The organism is Candidatus Nitrosocaldus islandicus (assembly GCF_002906215.1).
Taxonomy (GTDB): domain Archaea; phylum Thermoproteota; class Nitrososphaeria; order Nitrososphaerales; family Nitrosocaldaceae; genus Nitrosocaldus; species Nitrosocaldus cavascurensis.
Window position 1 is genome coordinate 1084336 of the sequence record NZ_CP024014.1, and the last position, 18702, is coordinate 1103037.

23 protein-coding genes are annotated in these 18702 nt (G+C 38.6%); 17 read left to right on the forward strand and 6 right to left on the reverse strand.

Annotation, left to right across the window (positions count from 1 at the left end):
* Positions 1–54: 54 nt before the first annotated feature.
* Positions 55–1266 (reverse strand): CBS domain-containing protein, encoded by a 1212-nt coding sequence (locus CRG89_RS05630; RefSeq protein ID WP_103287318.1) that lies wholly within the window; start codon positions 1264–1266, stop codon positions 55–57.
* Between the two features lie 92 nt (positions 1267–1358).
* Here CRG89_RS05630 and CRG89_RS05635 point away from each other — a divergent pair, with 92 nt between their 5' ends.
* The gene (locus CRG89_RS05635; RefSeq protein WP_103287319.1) at positions 1359–2270 is read left to right on the forward strand and encodes a VIT1/CCC1 transporter family protein; all 912 of its coding nucleotides are present in this window, start codon (positions 1359–1361) and stop codon (positions 2268–2270) included.
* Positions 2271–2322: 52 nt separating this feature from the next.
* Here CRG89_RS05635 and CRG89_RS05640 read toward each other — a convergent pair whose 3' ends face one another.
* From CRG89_RS05640 to CRG89_RS05650, 3 genes are all read right to left on the reverse strand, one after another.
* A complete protein-coding gene (locus tag CRG89_RS05640) occupies positions 2323–2775 on the reverse strand; it encodes a hypothetical protein (RefSeq protein ID WP_148695162.1) in 453 nt (150 codons plus the stop codon).
* Between the two features lie 68 nt (positions 2776–2843).
* On the reverse strand, positions 2844–3380 hold the full coding sequence (locus CRG89_RS05645) for a hypothetical protein (protein WP_103287321.1): 537 nt from the start codon (positions 3378–3380) through the stop codon (positions 2844–2846).
* A 268-nt stretch (positions 3381–3648) separates the two neighbouring features.
* Positions 3649–4317: a Kae1-associated kinase Bud32 gene (locus tag CRG89_RS05650; RefSeq protein WP_103287322.1), complete on the reverse strand. Its 669-nt coding sequence runs from the start codon at positions 4315–4317 to the stop codon at positions 3649–3651.
* Between the two features lie 37 nt (positions 4318–4354).
* On the opposite strand from CRG89_RS05650, the gene CRG89_RS05655 reads away from it, so the two are divergent.
* Positions 4355–4687 (forward strand): hypothetical protein, encoded by a 333-nt coding sequence (locus tag CRG89_RS05655; protein WP_103287323.1) that lies wholly within the window; start codon positions 4355–4357, stop codon positions 4685–4687.
* Between the two features lie 99 nt (positions 4688–4786).
* Here CRG89_RS05655 and kae1 read toward each other — a convergent pair whose 3' ends face one another.
* Both kae1 and CRG89_RS05665 read right to left on the reverse strand, forming a co-directional pair.
* The gene (gene kae1 / locus CRG89_RS05660) at positions 4787–5791 is read right to left on the reverse strand and encodes a KEOPS complex N(6)-L-threonylcarbamoyladenine synthase Kae1 (RefSeq protein ID WP_103287324.1); all 1005 of its coding nucleotides are present in this window, start codon (positions 5789–5791) and stop codon (positions 4787–4789) included.
* Positions 5792–5797: 6 nt separating this feature from the next.
* The gene (locus CRG89_RS05665) at positions 5798–6985 is read right to left on the reverse strand and encodes a redox-regulated ATPase YchF (RefSeq protein WP_103287325.1); all 1188 of its coding nucleotides are present in this window, start codon (positions 6983–6985) and stop codon (positions 5798–5800) included.
* Positions 6986–7043: 58 nt separating this feature from the next.
* Between CRG89_RS05665 and CRG89_RS05670 the strand changes: the two genes are divergently transcribed.
* The 15 genes from CRG89_RS05670 (at position 7044) to CRG89_RS05740 (ending at position 18697) form a co-directional block, all read left to right on the forward strand.
* Positions 7044–7592, forward strand: coding sequence for an adenylate kinase family protein (locus CRG89_RS05670; protein WP_103287326.1), 549 nt, complete (start codon positions 7044–7046; stop codon positions 7590–7592).
* A 118-nt stretch (positions 7593–7710) separates the two neighbouring features.
* A complete protein-coding gene (locus CRG89_RS05675) occupies positions 7711–8169 on the forward strand; it encodes a CAP domain-containing protein (protein ID WP_103287327.1) in 459 nt (152 codons plus the stop codon).
* Positions 8170–8283: 114 nt separating this feature from the next.
* The gene (tgtA, locus tag CRG89_RS05680; protein ID WP_103287328.1) at positions 8284–9900 is read left to right on the forward strand and encodes a tRNA guanosine(15) transglycosylase TgtA; all 1617 of its coding nucleotides are present in this window, start codon (positions 8284–8286) and stop codon (positions 9898–9900) included.
* 124 nt (positions 9901–10024) lie between these two features.
* A complete protein-coding gene (locus tag CRG89_RS05685) occupies positions 10025–10324 on the forward strand; it encodes a hypothetical protein (protein ID WP_103287329.1) in 300 nt (99 codons plus the stop codon).
* Between the two features lie 211 nt (positions 10325–10535).
* Entirely contained in the window at positions 10536–10802 is a 267-nt protein-coding gene (locus CRG89_RS08780; RefSeq protein ID WP_148695161.1) for a hypothetical protein, read from the forward strand.
* Between the two features lie 15 nt (positions 10803–10817).
* Positions 10818–11375, forward strand: coding sequence for a hypothetical protein (locus tag CRG89_RS05690; RefSeq protein WP_103287330.1), 558 nt, complete (start codon positions 10818–10820; stop codon positions 11373–11375).
* A gap of 121 nt (positions 11376–11496) precedes the next feature.
* Complete coding sequence (locus CRG89_RS05695) at positions 11497–12006, forward strand: hypothetical protein (protein WP_148695160.1); 510 nt, start codon at positions 11497–11499, stop codon at positions 12004–12006.
* Positions 12007–12445: 439 nt separating this feature from the next.
* The gene (locus CRG89_RS05705) at positions 12446–13954 is read left to right on the forward strand and encodes a hypothetical protein (RefSeq protein ID WP_148695159.1); all 1509 of its coding nucleotides are present in this window, start codon (positions 12446–12448) and stop codon (positions 13952–13954) included.
* 90 nt (positions 13955–14044) lie between these two features.
* Entirely contained in the window at positions 14045–14416 is a 372-nt protein-coding gene (locus CRG89_RS05710) for a hypothetical protein (protein ID WP_103287334.1), read from the forward strand.
* An 8-nt stretch (positions 14417–14424) separates the two neighbouring features.
* Positions 14425–15468: a hypothetical protein gene (locus tag CRG89_RS05715; protein WP_103287335.1), complete on the forward strand. Its 1044-nt coding sequence runs from the start codon at positions 14425–14427 to the stop codon at positions 15466–15468.
* A gap of 18 nt (positions 15469–15486) precedes the next feature.
* On the forward strand, positions 15487–16839 hold the full coding sequence (locus CRG89_RS05720; RefSeq protein ID WP_103287336.1) for an AAA family ATPase: 1353 nt from the start codon (positions 15487–15489) through the stop codon (positions 16837–16839).
* 55 nt (positions 16840–16894) lie between these two features.
* Complete coding sequence (locus tag CRG89_RS05725) at positions 16895–17134, forward strand: hypothetical protein (protein WP_148695158.1); 240 nt, start codon at positions 16895–16897, stop codon at positions 17132–17134.
* A gap of 14 nt (positions 17135–17148) precedes the next feature.
* The gene (locus CRG89_RS05730; protein ID WP_103287338.1) at positions 17149–17556 is read left to right on the forward strand and encodes a hypothetical protein; all 408 of its coding nucleotides are present in this window, start codon (positions 17149–17151) and stop codon (positions 17554–17556) included.
* A 30-nt stretch (positions 17557–17586) separates the two neighbouring features.
* The gene (locus CRG89_RS05735; RefSeq protein WP_103287339.1) at positions 17587–18459 is read left to right on the forward strand and encodes a hypothetical protein; all 873 of its coding nucleotides are present in this window, start codon (positions 17587–17589) and stop codon (positions 18457–18459) included.
* Positions 18460–18478: 19 nt separating this feature from the next.
* Positions 18479–18697 carry a hypothetical protein gene (locus CRG89_RS05740; protein ID WP_103287340.1) on the forward strand — a complete coding sequence of 73 codons (219 nt, stop codon included), beginning with the start codon at positions 18479–18481 and terminating at the stop codon, positions 18695–18697.
* The last annotated feature ends 5 nt before the right edge of the window (positions 18698–18702 follow it).

Here is an 18702-nt window from a genome sequence, read left to right on the forward strand (position 1 = left end):
CCAGCAAGATGAGTCTAGCAAGTATCCTGACTTGACTCTTCTCTATGGCTATAGTTATGGCAGTGTGTAAAAGTCAACCTTGTACCTTATAGACTCCCTACCCTTCCTGCTTCTACCCTTAGCATCACCCTTGCCCCTGTTCTCCCTATGTGCAATCCTCTTCTTGAATGAGTCACTTATCTGATCGAAGATCATTGCTAGATCGTAGCCATTTGCTGTATAACTCATAGTATCGCTCAACGTTACTATATTCACCTTCACCTCATACCTTCTCCTCTCCCCTCCCATGTCCTTTATCTTTATATTGCATCTAGCCTCGCTGAGATCATGCACAACCTTCCTCATCAACCTTACAAGTGTTGCAAACTTTGACTTTGCTAATTCAGCATCAAATGGATCTTCAGGGAGACCAACTATGTAGAGTGGTATCTCTTCCCTAACCATCTCCTGCAGTAGACCTACTACATCCCTATGCGTTATTATCCCTTGCAACTCCTCACCGACAGTAACAAAGGTGTATGCAACACGATTATCGATCATCTTGCTCACTATACTCTTAACACTCTCGTTGGGTTCAGATGCAACTATATGCTTATCAAACAAGCCTGATACCTTCAGATCCATCATCCTGGTCTTGTTGCTTATTATATCTGCCTTACCTTTGCTGCTCTCTGGAGGCTTAAGTGCTATAAGCAAGTGCCTTGATGTAAGTATACCTGCTACCTTACCATCGTTAACAACTGGGAGATGGTCTATCTTGTGCCTTATCATTATGCCTCTAGCGCTTGCAATCTTGCTATCAGCATCTACTATTATTGGGTTTGGGGTCATTATATCCCCTGCACTAACATTGTCTATACCATATGCATTGACCATCCTCAGTATTGCATCAGATGTTATCTGTCCTACTATTCTACCATCCTCAACAACTGGCAATGCTCTTAACCTGTACTCTCCCATTATCCTTGCTGCATAACCTATCCTCTGTGTTCTTGCTAGAGGAGGTACTATCTTCCCTACCATAGATGGCTTTGCATGATCAATATCCCTATACTCAAGTATATCCCTCATGTTTATGCTTGCTATCCTTCCATTGAAGTCTATGAAGACAGTGTATGCATCATGCTTATCCATAAGCCCTATTATCTGCGAAATAGTGCTATCTTGACTAGCAACTACAGGCTCCTGCATTATATCCCCAACACTCCTATCCCTTAGTGCCGAGAACTGAGCATACAGTTCTGGCTCTAGTACCCTTATCACCATCACATCTGCTAGCGATACACCTACTCAAATACATTACTTACATTCATCAAGGCTAGGCTAGGAATATTAAGCCTATACACTAACATATAGGTATGAGCAATGATAATAATAACAACGATAGGTTTGTTGAGGTTGCTGGCTATGCTTGTAGGGATGAGTATACAGATTACTACATATACAATGCTCTAGCATCATCATCTGTAATCCCTAAGGCATTGAAGGGTAGGCTTGCTCTCATGGCTGAGCAGGAGTATAGACACTATGAGTTCTGGAAGAGGTATACAGATAGCATCATAGTAGTAAAGGAGCCTAAGATCAAAGTATTGATGATGAAGTTCCTTGCCCTAATAATGGGTATAACATTCGTTGTTAGGATGCTTGAGAGGCATGAGAGCAGTGTCATAGAAGGTTACAAGGGATTGCTGCATATTATGAAGGATGAGGATGATAGGAGGATGCTTGAGGGTATAATAGATGAGGAAGAGAAGCATGAATCCTCCCTAGTTGAGAATATAAGTGAAGGAAGGGTAAAGTATCTAGGCTTCACAGTCCTAGGGTTATCCGATGCTCTCATAGAGATAGCAGGGATACATGCTGGCACTCTAGGAGTGTATACTGATACCTTCAAGGCTGGTCTAGCTGGGTTGATAGCAGGTGTAGCAGCATCAATCGCTATGGCATCTGCAGCATACAACCAGGCAAAGCAGACTGAAGGAGTAAAGGCATCATCTGCAGCAACCTATACTGGGATAGCATATGTTGTAACTGCACTACTCCTTGCTCTACCATACTTCATCGTCCATGATATACTTGAGGCACTCCTAATATCGCTGATGATATCCATAGCGATACTTGCATACATCGCTTTATACTCTCATGTGCTCTTCAACAGGAACTTCTTTAGAGAGTTGGGAGAGACTACTGGTATAATATTTGGAGCAACTATAGCACTTTATGCCTTTGGCGAACTTATAAGGATATACTTCAATCTGCAACTGGATTGAAGCAGAAATGAGAGGATAAAGATAAAAGGAAAGAAAAGAAGGTGTTATACGCCTATTTATGATGTCTTCTGATCCTACCTATCAATGTGTAGCCAGCAAATGTTATAAGTGATGCACTTGCTACTGCTATTGCTCCTAGTATACTCTCTGGTACAACGAATATGCTTACATTGAATTCATCAGTAAATTGATTGCCTGGATTTGTATTGATCCTTAGAACCCATGTCCCAATAGCGTTTAGTGTGGTAGAAGAAAAGTCATCTGGTATATTCCATGTTACACAATCTCCAGCATTAAGTGTTGTACCTACATTTACACTACTACTATGAGAGGCACCAGTAGGATCTACTAGTTCTACACTAGTTATAGTTAATGATGTAGTTCCAGCACATAGTTCTGCAGTAGCAGTTCCATTTATACTGAGTGTATCTGGGTTCACAGTTAGTCCATAAGCCATTGCATCATTGGTTAGACCTGTTAGTAACAGTGCTATACCAATCATCAAAATAAATGGATATGATTTAATTGTTCTTCTCTGCATCATCAATACTCCCCTCCATCATCTCTATTATATCAGTCCATCATCTTTACTATCTCAGCATGTATTGTAGCAGATGCTGTTGAGTGAGGTCTTTGGGCAGAGTTACTGCTATTTGCTAATGCTATATCAGTTATTGGGAACTCTATGCCGTCCATTCCAGCATGTATGTCAACGTGGTATGTACAGTACTTGCCTGGGAATGACACATCATTAACTAAGTTACTGCTATCTAATGGGATTATATGCAACTGAGTGTTTCCTGCACCAACATTTGCATTAGCAATTACTGCTACAAATGGACTCTTACCATTTGTATCACAGTTAACATTGCTTATTGCAACATGTCCATGCATAACCTGCATATCAGTAAAGTCAGCAAGTAGTTTGAAGAACCCAGGTTGTCCAAATGGAGCATATACTCTGTCTATGTCAACCTGAAGCACTGCATGATGGGCCATATGACCCCCATCTTGTGCCTGAACAGTATTTGCAGTACTTAGATACAGACTTGATACAATCACTCCACCTACCACTGCAACTATCACACCTATGAGTGCTATGTACTTCATTCTTAAAAATTAGAAAGTATGCTATAAATATATTTAGCAATATATTTATAGATGTCCTCTTCTATAATAGACGTTATATAACAGAAATTATAGAACAATGTACTTTATTGCATACTAGAATGTAATCGTCCATTAACTGCTTCATCATCATAAACCACGTTAAATTTATAACTGCTCATTCATGCTTATATTCTCTCGCCTGCATATTTCATTCTCTAACAAAGCGTAGAAACAATAACATTTATCCTAATGCATAGGTAGCATCACATCATACAACCCTAGCATATCTACCTCTCTTCTCTATCTCCCTAACCTTCTTTAATATTCTGCTCGCATATTCATTACCAACTACACTTGAGTAGCCCTGAACAAAGTTATTAAATAACTCATCAAATACATCAGCATGAGCACTACTCATAACCTCCTTTATCAACCTAATATCTACTGCCTTATCTTCAAGCCTTGAAGAGTAGAATGATAGACCAAAGTCTATAAGCACTAGCCTTTTTGCATCATCTGCACTAGCATTATCATTACTACTAGTAGTAGCATTGTTATACACTATGAAGTTTGATGTTGTAAGATCTCCATGCACTATATCCTTTGCATGTAACCTTGCAGTATATATACCCATCATCATTGCTATCCAACCAACATTGACACCTTGATAGATGAGATCTCTAGCAACTTCTCCTTCTATATATTGCATTATTATCTCAGCATTATTTGGATCTACGAAGTAGAGAAGTGGGGTTGTAACCCCTGCCCTCTTTGCCATATTTATCATCTCAGCCTCATGTAGGGTTCTCCTCATCCTTATCTCCCTATCAAGCATCTCATGCATGTACTGCTTCCTCTTCCTAACCTTGCTTATTGCTTGCCTTCCATACCACTCCACCAAGTATATATCTGCCTCAGCCCCCCTCTTTATAAGCATGGTTTAACTTATTAGAAGGAGTAATTAAAGGTAAGTTATGCATGATGAAGGCAATGTTATAATGGAGGAGGACTGCAGTGAGGATAAGCTTGGTGCAGGGTATCTAGTGCTTACAGATAAGAGCCTTGTATTTTATACAGGCAAAGCAAAGGTACTTACATTCAGTAAGGACATGAAGAAGGCGTTGGAGGTACCATTGCAGGATGTTAAAGGTACTAGAACTGAAGGTTTCATTATAAAGAAGCTTGTGGTTGAGTTGAAGGATGGTAGGGTGTACAAGTTTGGTGTATTGAACAATAAGAAGTGGAAGGAGAGTATAGATGGTGCTAGAGCAGGAACTGGAATAGGTGCAGGAGTAGGGCAGGAGTAATAAGATGATTGCTTGGATGATGCATCTACAGCAGTAAGTAATGATGAGATAACTGGATTTTATTATTGTATAATAGAGATCATTACTAATCATCATTGATTAACTGCTTATCTTTATGCTCTGTTCCCTCCATGGTACATCTGTAGCATCTATCCTCCATGACTGCCTCACAAACGCCTTCATAGGCTCAACCATAATCCCTGCCTTGTACGCTTCTAAGCCAGTACATGCTATCTGTGCACCACAATCTCCAGCATACCTTATTGGTACAACATGTAACCTTGCACCCTGTCTATCGCATATTGTAGCAAGCATCTCAGCAAGCCTCCTGTTTGCTGCTACCCCACCAACCACCAAGAGTTCATCCTTGCGTGAGAATGCTAATGCCCTCTCAGTAGCCTCTGCAAGCATTGCAAATGCAGTCTCCTGAAGAGAATAGCATACATCCTCAACCCTATTACTGCTAAGAGCCTTCTTTGCTGCAGTTAAGAGACCAGAGTATGATACATCATTCCCCTTGACAGTATATGGTAGCCTTATGTACTTGCTCGACTTTGCTGCCAACTCCTCAATCCGTGCTCCACATGGGCTTGCAAAGCCTAACTCCCTACCAAACTGATCAAGCAGCTGCCCAGGTGTTATATCTAGAGTCTCTCCTATAACCCTCCATCTCCTACTTGAGAAGAGTAAGATCATACAATGCCCTCCAGATACTAGGAGTACTAGAGGATCTCTAGCATGTGTAAGCCTTATACCCAACTCTACATGTCCTACTGCATGGTTAACAGGCACCAATGGTTTAGCATGGTATGATGCTAAACATCTAGCAACTACTGCGCCAACCCTCAAGCATGGACCTAGTCCAGGACCAGCAGAGTATGCTAACACATCAACATCCTTGATGCTAACCTTTGCAGTAGCAAGTGCTTCCCTGAGCACATTGGCAGACTCTTCAGCATGGTGCCTAGATGCCTCTCTCGGGTGTATACCTGAGCCCTCTGGTGGCTTGTATATGCTCCTAACATCTGAGAGTATGTTCTGCTCATCAACTAGAGAGCATGAGAATGTATGTGCTGTACTCTCTATCCCTAGGCATATAGTCATTAATGCTCACCTACTAGCAGATACTATCTTTATTATATCTCTATCACTCAACCTGTACTCAGCCCCAAGCCTCTGCTTGCTCCTAGCATCTATGGCGTAGAGGAAGTTCTTTGCAAGATCGCTATGCACACTCATCGCTAGATCCTTTGGTGTTGAACCTTGCTTGAGTAGGAATGCATCTGGAAGCACGTTCCCATCCTTATCAGTTAGGTTATGCTCATCCTCCACAGGATACACTGTTATCATATGTAATGCATCTATAACTGCAGTATTTATTGCTCTCTGCACACCAGTGCCACCATACTCCTCCATCAGCATCCTAACCTTCTCCAATGCTCTTCTCTGCTCAATGGTCAGTGATCCATCCTTGACCTTGAAGGTCCCATCTCCAGGTATGTACTCTATCATACCCTTGCTTGCTGCTCTACGTAGTAACAGTTCAGCCTCTGCAATACATGGAACAACCATCCTACCAGTAGCCCTAATACGTTCTATGTTTGGTTTAGCAGTATGCATATCTGCCTTGTTTGCTGCTATAACTATTGGCTTTGCCTTCATCCTTAACGCTCTAGCAAACCTTAGCATATCACTCTCATCCCACTCGGAGAACCTCTTACCCTTCAATTCATTCAGCGTATCTGCTATCACATGCTCCCCTATTGCAAGACCACTCAACCTATTTGCAAGTATATGCTCCATCTTCAAGCCCTTATGCTCAGCCTCCTTAGCATTCCTTGCCCAATCCCTAGCGATTACAGATGCAAGCCATAGATCGAACTCAAGTTCAACAAACTCTATATCCTTTAGTGGGTCATTGCTTCCTGGCTCGCACCTCCTCCCTTCACTATCTGTTGAGCCAGACGCATCAACAACATGTATGAGCACATCAGCCTGCCTTGCATCATCAAGGAACTTGTTCCCTAACCCTCTTCCTTTATGCGCATCTGGCACAAGTCCAGCAACATCTATCATCTTAACTGGTATGAACCTCCTCCCATCTATGCATACTGATCTCCTTGGGTTATCCTTGACCTTCAACTCTCTGCATACACAATCAACCCTAACGTACGCTACACCTATATTCGGCTCTATAGTGGTGAATGGATGGTCTGCTATCTGTGCATTGAGCATTGTAGCAGCATTGAAGAATGTGGTCTTACCTACATTGGTCTTGCCTAGTAATCCTATCAGCATAGCATAGGTTGCAAATCAACATTAATTAGTGTATTGTATGTGATGATTAGCGATATTCATGAGGATTGCAATAACTGGTACCCCTGGGGTAGGGAAGCATACTGTAGCAAAGATAGTTGCAGATAGGCTTGGTATGAGGCTTGTAGATATAAATGAGGTTGCTATGAGCAGTGCAGTAATAGCGATGGATGAGAGTACTTACATTGTTGATGTAGATAAACTTACAGATATCTTCAGGGATGTTGAGGATAACACTATACTTGTTGGGCACCTAGCACCCTATGTTCTTGACTCCATAGATCTTGCTGTAGTGCTTAGAAGATCACCATACGAGTTGAGGGATGTTTACAAGCAAAGGGGATACAGTGAGAGCAAGGCAAAGGATAACCTCCAGAGCGAGATACTTGGGATAATAACATATGATGCTGTTAAAAGGTTTGGGGATGATAAAGTAGTTGAGATAGATAGCACATCAAGGGATGCAGAGGATGTTGCAGATGAGATCATAAGGGTAGTTAGGCATGAGAAGGATGGTATGCTTGGGCATATAGACTGGCTTGCTCTTATAGTGCAGAGGGATGAGTTGAGGGAGTTCTTCGATTATTAAATAGCATGATTATTATACAGGGTTAATGGTGTTATAACATGTAACAGCCTTTATATAACATCTATTATATCACTCAACCTACTGGCAATATTAAATATTCTTACAATTCCTCTAACCTATGAATAAATTGTTTACAGCATGCGTAATAGCATGGACAGTGCTTGTAGTGTTTGTCATGATGGATATAAGCAAGGAGTTTGCACTTGCAGATATACATAAACTTGAGGACTCTGTGTTAGATGCAACTAACAGGGTTAGGAGAGAGCATGGTCTTCCAATACTTATCAAAGACGTTATGCTTGCAGAGAATGCAAAAAAGTATGCAATAGTTAATGCATCAAAGGGCTTCATCTCTCATAACCACGAGCCTCTAGTATCAAGGATGCCCAATAACTGCACATCAATAGGTGAGAACCTCTACCAAGGAAGGGATAGTACTGGGGATGATATAGTAAATGCATGGATGAGGTCTCAAGCACATAGAGAGAATATACTAGATATGGAATGGGAGAGGATTGGTGTTGGGATAGCAAGGACAGGAAGCCAGATAATAGTAGTGCAGTTGTTCTGTAGATGATCTCTTCGATATCATACTCTAGCCCTCCATCTATCTATTCATCAATCAATCCATCCTCCATTCATCTTATCTCTTTCTATTACGTATATAATAACCCCTTTATGGTTAAATCATGTGTTTGAGATAAGGCATAGTGATCTTGCAGGTAGGATAGGGAGGTTAAGGACAAAACATGGTATTGTAGAGACCCCAGCCTTCATACCAGTAGTACATCCAGTTAGGCAAGAGGTAAGCATAGATGAGTTGAAGAAGATGGGCTTCGATATGCTCATAACAAATGCATACATAACGTTGAAGGAGTATGGCGAAGATGCTAGGGATGTGCATGATATACTCAACTTCCAGAAGCCAATTATGACAGACTCTGGAGGCTATCAGGTTCTTGTGTATGGTAGTGTGGATGTGGATCATCAAACCATGGCAAGGTTCCAAGCAAGGATAGGGAGCGATGTTGCGGTACCATTGGATAAGCCTACTGGCTTTGGTCTCCCTCGAAGCAAGGCAGAGCGGTATGTTGAACTAACGCTCAAGGCTGCAGAGGATACTATAAGGATGAGCAAGGAAGAAGGGAGGGATGAGGGTGATGATGCTGGCACGATATGGGCTGCTCCAGTTCAGGGAGGGGAGCATCTTGATCTTGTTGAGTACTCTAGCAGGAGACTCCTTGAGATGGGTTATGAGTTCTTTGCCCTAGGAAGCCCAACAGAACTTATGGAGGCTTATGAGTTCTATACCCTAGCAAGGATGATACTTGCTGCTAGAAGGGTTATACCATTGAGCAAACCAATGCATCTGTTTGGGGCTGGGCATCCATTAACCATACCATTGGCAGTTGCTCTTGGTTGTGACACATTCGACTCTGCATCCTATATCCTCTATGCTAAGGATGGGAGGTATATACTTCCAAATGGTACAGTAAACATTGATGAACTTGAGTATCTGCCATGTATATGTCCTATATGCTCAAGCATAGGTGTAAAGGAGTTAAGGGATATGAGCAGAGATGAGAGGATAGTAAAGATAGCATTGCATAACCTTTACACCATAAAGAGGGAGGTGGATAATGTGAAGCAGGCTATAGTTGAAGGTAGGTTATGGGAGTATGTTATACAAAGGTCCCTTTCACATCCAAAACTTGTAGAGGCAAATAATACACTGGTAGAGAGTGCAGAGTATCTTGAACAGTGTACACCGATTTTCAAGGATAGAGCACTCTTCCTATCTTTACCAATAGATCAATATAGACCAGAGTTGACTAGGTTTAGGAGGCTCATATGCAGTAACATAAGGAGTGATAAGAGTACGCTTGTACTCCTAATTGAGCCAGAAGAACATCCATTCTACACATCTAGCAAATATAAGATGATCAAAGATGCAATAAATGCTATACACGATAATGATCATATTAATAATAATAATAAGATAGGAGATGATGTACAGATAGCATACTACTCCCCATTCCTAGGGGTAGTACCAGAAGAGGTATCTGATGTATACCCTGCATCGCATATGGTGAGTGTTAGATCTGTGAAGTATTATGAGTTCCCAACAATGATCGATTCTATAATACACTTCATAAGGAGTAACAGGTTCAAGAGAGTGCTAATAGAGGTTGATGAGAGATCTATACAGTTCATGAGAAGTATCAATGATAAACTACAAGAGGTTGAGATAGGATATTGTTTGAATATTGAGGATATAATAGCATTTATCAGATCAAAACAATGGTGATTTCTAATTATAACCACAAACCATATTAGCTCATAGATCGATAGTATTAACTTTCTTTTATATCTCCTTTGAAGATGTAGAGACTCTTGAATACACTAGCATGGAATGTATCTTACAAGGTAGAATGCTCTACATACTAATAACTGAGGCAATGCCATGGTTATCTGATGAGGATAAACAAAGGATAAAGTTGGGCGTGTTATCATATACCAATAGAAAGAATGGGCGAATATCAAACAAGTATGGAGTTAAAACAGCTAGAATATTCAAGTTGAATGATGAACAGATAAGAGAGGTAGCAAAGAAGAGCATCTATCTTACACTCTGGAGACAGGGTAGGAAGATACCATTTGGTCAGATAATGCGGTTCAATAGAGTTATAGACTTACTTAACTGGCTAGTGCATCATCAATCACAAATATGAAATAATCATTATATCATTTCTTCCTTTATTTTTCTTTATTTATAATATCTTTCATGATGAGATTAATAATGATAATAAAAGAACTAGTATTAATTGATATTAATACAATGATCTGTTTACCAACACAATTGATAATAGATACTTCTACATTCGTGTGTGCAACATTTGGAATACATAAGGTTTGAATGTGCAGATGATATGAACTGTAGTGGTGAGTAAGGTTATGTTAAACAATGACTACATAAAAGATAATTCTGAATATAAACGATGCCTTATTAATCCTAGATATAGAGCCTCGAGCAGTCATGGACGTTATGATCTAACAATCATTAACAAATCAGATAAAGAGATTTTGCATATACATTACAACGCTGAGAAGAGTGAATATAGGATAGAAGAATGCGAAGAGGTAGTAATAGAGGCATGTAGAGTAAGATGTTATGAAGTTCAGAACCCCATACTTAATGATATAGGATGAGAGGGTGGATATCGTATGAGTTTAAACAAAAGATACTTAGACAGTGATACGTATATACTTGTATCCTTTACTGCTTTAAAACATCATTTTTATCCATCTGATATACCAAGTAATGATATACTGAAGAGAGGTCAGTATATACATGATCTGATAGAGAGGGATTTGCAAAGCAAGATCAAGGGAATCTTAAGAGAGATTAATCTTATAACACCCTATTGTATAATAGGCAATAAAAAAGTCTTACTAGCAGGGCATATTGATGCAATTAATGTTGATTATGGGTTAATATATGAGATAAAGAGTTTGCAATACTGGCAAGGATACAAAGACTTGGTATTATTACAAACATGTTTTTATGCTGAGCTGTATGAAAGGTTTAAAGCAAATTGCAAATATGACTATCTGCCTGAGTTAACTGGTATAGTAATCTTGCCTTATACATATAAGTTAGATGGCAAGAAAATAGTTGATCTAAGCTACACACTAGAACAATTCAAGAAGGATGAGATCTTTCAGTTAAGAGATAGAGTGAGAATGCATATAGATGCATATATCTCTGATTTGATTATGTAGAGAGGTATAGAATTAGCAAGGGTGAAATAATATGAAGATAGAGGAATGCATTCACCCAGCAAATAAACTGGTTTTTGATGAGGAGAAGGGAGAAGTAATATGTTCTTCTTGTAGTCTTATCTTGCAGGATAGAATAGAGAGGGATATGTCTAAAGATTTAAGAATAGGTATAGATGAATTGGATAAGAATAAAGAAGATTATGCTGATATAAGGCATAATGAAGGACATATACATCCACTTAACAAAAGACTAACCCTTGGCACAATATACATGGGAGGTATGCACCTTGATGATGAGGGTATATATCAAGGAATTTTAAAGAAGCAAGCAAGGTTAATCAAGTTGGATCAGAGATGTAAGTATAACATGAAGGATATTGCTCTTTATAGGCTTATATCAATATACAGCAATAGACTCAACATACCAGCATGGTATCTATATGATCTTCTGTTAGAATGCAAGAGAGTTACAAAGGGACAGGGGTATGTAAGGGCTTTTAAGAATAGACTCAAGCAAAGATATGCAAGGAGTGATAGTTACAAGGAGTTGAGCCAACTGATAGATGATATATATGAAGTTAACTATGCTGTCTACATCAGACTATATAAGAAAGGAAGAAATAAGAAATAGTAGATGAATAATTAGGTGATATAAAAATAGATATGCAGATTAAGAGGAATAGAGAGATGAAGGTAACATTCATGATAAGATTTCCAGACCGTCCAATATTAAAATCACCAGAAGAAGGTTTAAGGTATAATGTAAACACACGTATAAGACCATACATTCTCGAAATGGGACTTTTTACATCAATCATCTACTTGCTTATTATTTAATATATCTTTACTTTTATTTATGCTGAGGTATAAAGCATACAGGATAGAGAGAAGTGTTATTAGAACATATTTTAGAGTATCATCAACTATGCCCATTGCTCTTAGGGTTGAGTAAAGAGCAAGTACAACTATCAAGCATATTAACAGTGGCTTAGTATTCTTGACATCCATATTTACTTTTATAGTGTCTAAAACCCAGGCTTTTATACATGTATGGATGGGTAAATAAAGATATGTTAAAAGCAGGACAAGTCTTAAAGATAGAGGGTATTGCAGTTTATGCAGGCTACTCTCTCAATGGTTACTACTTTACCTATGAAGCATTACAGAATATAAACATAAACGTGCCTCTTTATGTTGAACATGTTTACGATAGACAGGTTGGAGAGGTTAGACTCTTTACATCAGATGATGGCTCATATCTTGCTTATGAGGGTACTGTATGGCTTGGTTCACTGACAGAGCAGGAGGTGAGTAATCTAAAGGCTGGGCTCTACAGGGTTAGCATAGGGGTTGAGGTTCATGAGTACTATGTAAGCCAGCATGTAAATGGTGAAAATGTTGAGGAGTTTATTCTTATACATTCTATAAAACCGTTTGAGTTAAGTTTAGTTGAAAACCCAGCATTCCCTCTAACAACTCTCTACATGCAGAATGCAAAGAAGGTAAAGGTAAATGCTGATGAAATAAAAGAAGATATTCTTATCTTGAGGAATAAGATGACAGACGCAGTACAAAGGGCAGGTGCTATAAACATAATACCTACAATAACAAAACATGATAGTAAGACAGTAGATAAGGGGGATATAAATAGAGATATGACAGAAGATAAGCCAGTTATATCAACCAACTCAGATGTAGACAATGTGCTTGAGAGCCTTAATGCCTTTGTATCTAGGCAGAGAGGACATATAAAGTTCACAATAAATACCATAGATGCAAGCCCATTTGAGACAAGATCAGAGATGGGGATAGTACCAAAACCAAGGCATATAAGTGCTAATTTAGAGGAGTTCTTAGCAAGAGGTAGAGTAGAGGGCAAGAATGCAACTTGGATAGTAGTGCCAGTAGTTGATTGGGAGACATTCATCGATGGCACTACTCCAGCAGATGCAACACAGAATATAACGGAGGTAACTGCTCCAGTCTCCTACAAAGGTTATAGACAGAGTGTAACAGATCTGGCAAAGGTTGCTAGTCCAGTTGATCTAGTTGGGGAATTGGTTACCCTTGAGAGAGATATGATTGCTTATGAGATCGATAAGGCTATCTTTGACCAGAGAGGAGAGATAACCACATCTCCATTGGATGCTACGTCAACACTAGATCCATCTACAGTTTTAACAGCAATAAGGCAGATAAGAGCAACTGGTAACATGAACGATCTTATACTACTATGCCCTCCAAAGGTATTCCATGATCTTATGGGTAGCCCTGAGATAAGCAACTTCATAGAGTATGGAGAAGGTAATACGCTTAGTGCAAGAGATGGTATAAATGAGTTCTTCATATATGGTGTGAGGGTTAGGATGACCAGCAAGGAGATTACTGAGACGGTAGGTAATAGTAGCAAGTTAGTCAGTATCATGTTCCCTGCAGGTGCTATAGGTGTAGCAATAGGCAATCTAGAGGTAGAGATATTCAGAGATGGAAATGCATTAAAGGATGTTATAACCATAAAGAGACCATTTGCACTTAAGTATCTGCTGCCTGATCAATGCATAAAGATAAGATCAGATTAAAAAAGTCTCTTACTCAATTATCTTTCCTCCTTTATTTCTTTCTTTATTTCTTTCTTTTGTTTATCACTCTATGGTACTATAAAAAAGGATATGCCTAGTATTGCAGGTAAACCTATTACCATATCTGCCTTATCTGAGAGGCTTTTGAAGGGAGGAGAGAATACGGTAGAATGGGACAACTCTGCATTTAAATGGGTATATCAGATATCAAAGTCATTAAACATGAGGATATGGACCCTGACTCTAGTTGAACCTACTAGCATAGACATATCATCAAGTGTATATACTAATCTTTTCAATGCATATAAGAATAACTCAACCCTTTCTTTTGTACTTGATCTTCCATTTCATAACTTGGGTGCTCTTACAGTTAAGGTTTACAGTCCTCCAACCGTCTCTTATTCCAACACAGATAAGGGCACTATAAGGGTTATAAACGTTGAGTTGATAGAGGCACTCTAAATATAGATATGAATATAGGTAGACTATTCAGGATTTTTAATAGTACTACTAAGAATAGTGTTACAGGCATAGTAGAGCCATATGTTGGAGATGTAGTTACCAATGTATCCAATAGGGTCTTATATGATCTATACATATCAAATAGCATACTGAGGGCTAACATTGATTATATGGCTTCCAGCACATCTGATCTCATCCTCAGAGAGAAAAGAGGAGATGAAGTAGTTGATGCCAGTATAAATATAAATCTTGAAAACATAATTAAGGAATTTATCATTTATGGTTATTCCATTCAGCACTATAACAGGAAGAAGTCAATGCTGGAGAGTATAAACATGTCAGATATACAGTATCCAATCTATGAGGATGGAAGACTTGTAGGATTTCAGTATTCAACTACCAAGGTAATTCTTGACCAATATCCCAATCTTATAGTAATAAACTCAACCTCTTTTAATGATACATTAAGCAATAAAAACTCATTACTTTATCCTCTAGTTGCTCCTCAATCATTAACATACAAAGGCAAGACATATACCTATAGACTCATTGATATGATTAGAGCTGTTGAATACTCAACAATGCATGCGCTTGTTAAGGGCATGAATACAAAACACTTCCTGTTATTTGAGCCTGATACTGATCTCAATGCAGTAAAGACATCGTTGGAGGATTTAGCAAATGGCAATAGTGACCTCATCTTGGTTGATAGTCTTAAGGACATAAAAAGGTTAAGCCATATAGAGAGCAAGAATTTTGGAGAGTTACATGAAATCATCGTTAAGTTCTTGAATATTGCAACACAAAACTCATTTACCCTCTTGCTTATATCACAAAACTTCACTGAATCAAGTGCAAAGGTAACCAAGAGCCTCATAGATGAAAGGATAAACCAGTATAAGGCTACTGCCATAAATGCTCTAGAAGAGTACTTCAACATTGACCTTATTGTTACTGAAAGAAGAGAGTTCACTTTTAATGAGGTCATGGATATGTATAAGGCAGGGCTATTAACTCAGGATGAGGCAAGGCGGCTATTGGGTATTGGTTAGGTTGATAGGTGTATAAGTATGGTTGATGAGAGCATCATCCTCAAACTACAGATAGATGATAGTGCAAGTACTCAGATTGAAAAGATCAATGGTCACTTTGATAAACTTAATGATAGGATAAAGAGTATAGATAATAATGTTAAGGCTCTTGGTATAGTTACTGTCTTTAAGAATGCCACAGATATCTTAGAGAAAGGTAATAATGCAATGCTAAAGTATGAGAAAGGGTTATTAGAGATTAGAAAGAAAGAGGAAGAGTTAGCTAATCAGAAGGGAGAGTTACAGAAATTGCAGGTTAAGTTGAATGAAGCTCACGACCCTGCTGTATTAGAGAGATATAGGGAACTACAGAACAAGATAAAGATAACTGAAGAGGAATTAGCAATTAAAAAGAAAGAGTTGAATAGTGATCTTATTAACCTGATACAAACATATATGCAGTTAGGTGGTTCCACCATACCCTTACTCATAGCAAACCTTAGCAGGTTATCAGGCATCCTTTCAGTTGTTAGAGGTGCATTAATCTCTACATTCATAACCAATCCAGTAGGATTAGCAATAATGGGCATAACTGGAGCAGTATTAGCCCTTAATGAAGCATTTGGATTCCTACCATTCAAGATTAGTGATGCATTGAATCCTATGAAGAGCCTAAATGATGTAAGAATGGATGCTCTTGCCACAGAAGTGAGGAGAGTAAGCACTGAGTTAGAGGATATAGGCAAAAAGGCAGATGAGGCTAGCAAGAAATTTGAGGAATTGAGCAAGAATTTTATGAATACAACTGGGTTAGGAGATTTAGGCAAGGAGTTTGAGAGGATGGTAGGTAAGGACATAACTAAAAGGTTGGTTATATCAAAACCTGAAGTCTTGATAGAGCAGATCTTGGATTCTCCAGAGTTCATAAGGGTTCTGACAATGCATAAGGCTGGAATCATACCAGAGAGAACTATAACTAGTAACATACTGGAATTACTAAAGAGGCACGGCTTACCTACAGGCTTTGTTGATGAGGCAAAATTAAAGATTGAGATTATGTTAAGGGAAAGACTAAATAGTTTATCTGAAGAACATAATAAAGATATCACTGATCAAGTTAATATATACTCAAAACTCAAGACAGAGGTTATAGACACAAATACAGCATTATCAAAGTTCATGAATCAGATAATAATGTTAAGAAGGCAATTAGAGACAGAGATAGAAAGGATGAGGTCTATGCCTCTAAGTATACCTATATCATCAGCTTCATCAAGCCTATCTAACAAGATACAGAGCAATCCATCTAACCCAAAGAGTCCTGCTACAATTAACAACATAGGTTCAAGGCAGATTATAGGACAATTTACAAGTGGTATGTATACTTATTAATTAATAAGAGAGGGTAAAAAGAGATATGACTGTTACAGTTGATCAGGTAAAAGCTTTGCTTAAGATTGATAGTACTCAATTTGATGCCTACATCTCTACAACCATAAATAATACTTATGTAATCTATGACTATCTTGATGCTCTTGGTGCTTCAGCAGAGCATAAGGATGAGGTAGTAAAGTATGCAAGTGCGTATAGGATAGCAAGGCAGATAGGTACATTCCCTAAGAGCATGCAAGAGGCTCTACTTGAACATCTAAGGGGTTTATTGAGTAAGTATATCCTTGCAACATAAAGGGGTATATAGACATGGGTAGATATGATAACTATCAAGAGTTCAAGACCCTAGTTAGTAATTTATGTAGTGCTCAAGGCTTTAGGTTTGTAGAGGCTTTTGAGCATGCTCCATTGATGGATAAACTTGTAATCCTCTCTCTGGTTGAGGAGTCTGAAGGCACTAGCCATGTTGATAAGAGTAATTATAGACTTAAGTATTATGTTGACATTATAAAGTTCACATCATCAAGTACTGATCTTGGTGGAATACTTGGATTTATAGATGCTCTTATAAACTCTCTAGACTCAACAGATACATACAAGACCTATAAGGTTGAATACAGATATGCACCATATGGACAGGAAGATATTGCAGTAAGGGATGATAATAGTATAGTCATGCATGCCAGAGTTATTATCGAGGCTAGGTATGTAAGATAGCATAAATGAGATGGAGAGGTAAATATAGATATGCCTAACAGAGTTGCAGTGTTAAGCAAGGCTTTAAATGGAGCATGGGCTAGTAGTATGTATCAACTTAATGGTGTTCAGGAAGTTGAGGTTAAGATGCCTAATAATGTGGTGCTTTTAGAGGATATAAATAGCAGGGATGCAGCCATAGTGAGAAGGGGTAACTTTGATGACATTGAGGTAAGCATAAAGGGTATCTTCGATCCCTCAAGGGGTATGACACAGTTGCTTAGAGGAATTCTTAACTACTCATCTACCACCAACCCTGATATAGGTGTAAGGTATAGACATCTGTATACTGTCTATGGTGTAGATAACAGTATCAATGTTCTGCAGATTTACATAGACAACACCTCTAGCCCTATTGCAATTGATCAAGCAATAGTTAAGAGTATAAAGATAGACATTTCAGGCACTGATCTAGCAAGATATACAGTTGATGCAATAGGCAAGTATGTATCTGGCGTATCTGTTACCTATAATACTGAAGCGATTAGACCAATTTATAGGGTTACTGGTACTAATAATGTGTTTAAGGCATCAATATCTTTAGATGCAAAGCATAGACCAATTTACTCAGTTAATGGGGATGCAAAGATCATAGGCTTTGGTAATTATGATATTAATATTGAGTTGGAGAGTAATGATGCAATCCACTTCACTAGAGCAAGGGATAATGCTAGTACTACTTTAAACCTTAACCTGTATGGTGATACCCTAGGCACTGGCAACTATGGGCTTGAGTTCAGTCTACTCAATGCTTATGCAGTAAGTGCATTACCAGTTAAGGCTGGAGAACACATAATGCTGAAGGCAAAGTACATAGGTAATCTTGGCACATTTGCTATACATAATGGCAATAGTAATCCATGAGGTATAAATAAATAATGATATGAGTATAGATGAACTAAGAGAAAACCTTTATTTCTTTATTGAATTAGCCATCTCTGAGGCTAGAAAGACTAGATCGCTTGCTATTACAAGGGATGTAATTAAGATACTGCAGACTCAGATAAAGATAGAGATAGAGATAGCAAAGCTGCAAAGGAAAGAAAATAAGAACAATTTAGATAGACTCAATGAGATACTTAATAATATCTTAGATGATTAACTGAG

Bases quoted from the DNA above. Each gene is read 5' to 3' on its own strand.
- CRG89_RS05715 (WP_103287335.1), top strand. From the start codon at position 14,425: ATGAATATAGGTAGACTATTCAGGATTTTTAATAGTACTACTAAGAAT.
- CRG89_RS05650 (WP_103287322.1), bottom strand. From the start codon at position 4,317: ATGCTTATAAAGAGGGGGGCTGAGGCAGATATATACTTGGTGGAGTGG.
- CRG89_RS05730 (WP_103287338.1), top strand. From the start codon at position 17,149: ATGGGTAGATATGATAACTATCAAGAGTTCAAGACCCTAGTTAGTAAT.
- CRG89_RS05705 (WP_148695159.1), top strand. From the start codon at position 12,446: ATGTTAAAAGCAGGACAAGTCTTAAAGATAGAGGGTATTGCAGTTTAT.
- CRG89_RS05655 (WP_103287323.1), top strand. From the start codon at position 4,355: ATGCATGATGAAGGCAATGTTATAATGGAGGAGGACTGCAGTGAGGAT.
- CRG89_RS05645 (WP_103287321.1), bottom strand. From the start codon at position 3,380: ATGAAGTACATAGCACTCATAGGTGTGATAGTTGCAGTGGTAGGTGGA.
- CRG89_RS05685 (WP_103287329.1), top strand. From the start codon at position 10,025: ATGCTCTACATACTAATAACTGAGGCAATGCCATGGTTATCTGATGAG.
- CRG89_RS05670 (WP_103287326.1), top strand. From the start codon at position 7,044: ATGAGGATTGCAATAACTGGTACCCCTGGGGTAGGGAAGCATACTGTA.
- CRG89_RS05735 (WP_103287339.1), top strand. From the start codon at position 17,587: ATGCCTAACAGAGTTGCAGTGTTAAGCAAGGCTTTAAATGGAGCATGG.
- CRG89_RS05675 (WP_103287327.1), top strand. From the start codon at position 7,711: ATGAATAAATTGTTTACAGCATGCGTAATAGCATGGACAGTGCTTGTA.
- CRG89_RS05740 (WP_103287340.1), top strand. From the start codon at position 18,479: ATGAGTATAGATGAACTAAGAGAAAACCTTTATTTCTTTATTGAATTA.
- CRG89_RS05635 (WP_103287319.1), top strand. From the start codon at position 1,359: ATGAGCAATGATAATAATAACAACGATAGGTTTGTTGAGGTTGCTGGC.
- CRG89_RS05630 (WP_103287318.1), bottom strand. From the start codon at position 1,266: ATGGTGATAAGGGTACTAGAGCCAGAACTGTATGCTCAGTTCTCGGCA.
- kae1 (WP_103287324.1), bottom strand. From the start codon at position 5,791: ATGACTATATGCCTAGGGATAGAGAGTACAGCACATACATTCTCATGC.
- CRG89_RS05665 (WP_103287325.1), bottom strand. From the start codon at position 6,985: ATGCTGATAGGATTACTAGGCAAGACCAATGTAGGTAAGACCACATTC.
- CRG89_RS05690 (WP_103287330.1), top strand. From the start codon at position 10,818: ATGAGTTTAAACAAAAGATACTTAGACAGTGATACGTATATACTTGTA.
- CRG89_RS05710 (WP_103287334.1), top strand. From the start codon at position 14,045: ATGCCTAGTATTGCAGGTAAACCTATTACCATATCTGCCTTATCTGAG.
- CRG89_RS05720 (WP_103287336.1), top strand. From the start codon at position 15,487: ATGGTTGATGAGAGCATCATCCTCAAACTACAGATAGATGATAGTGCA.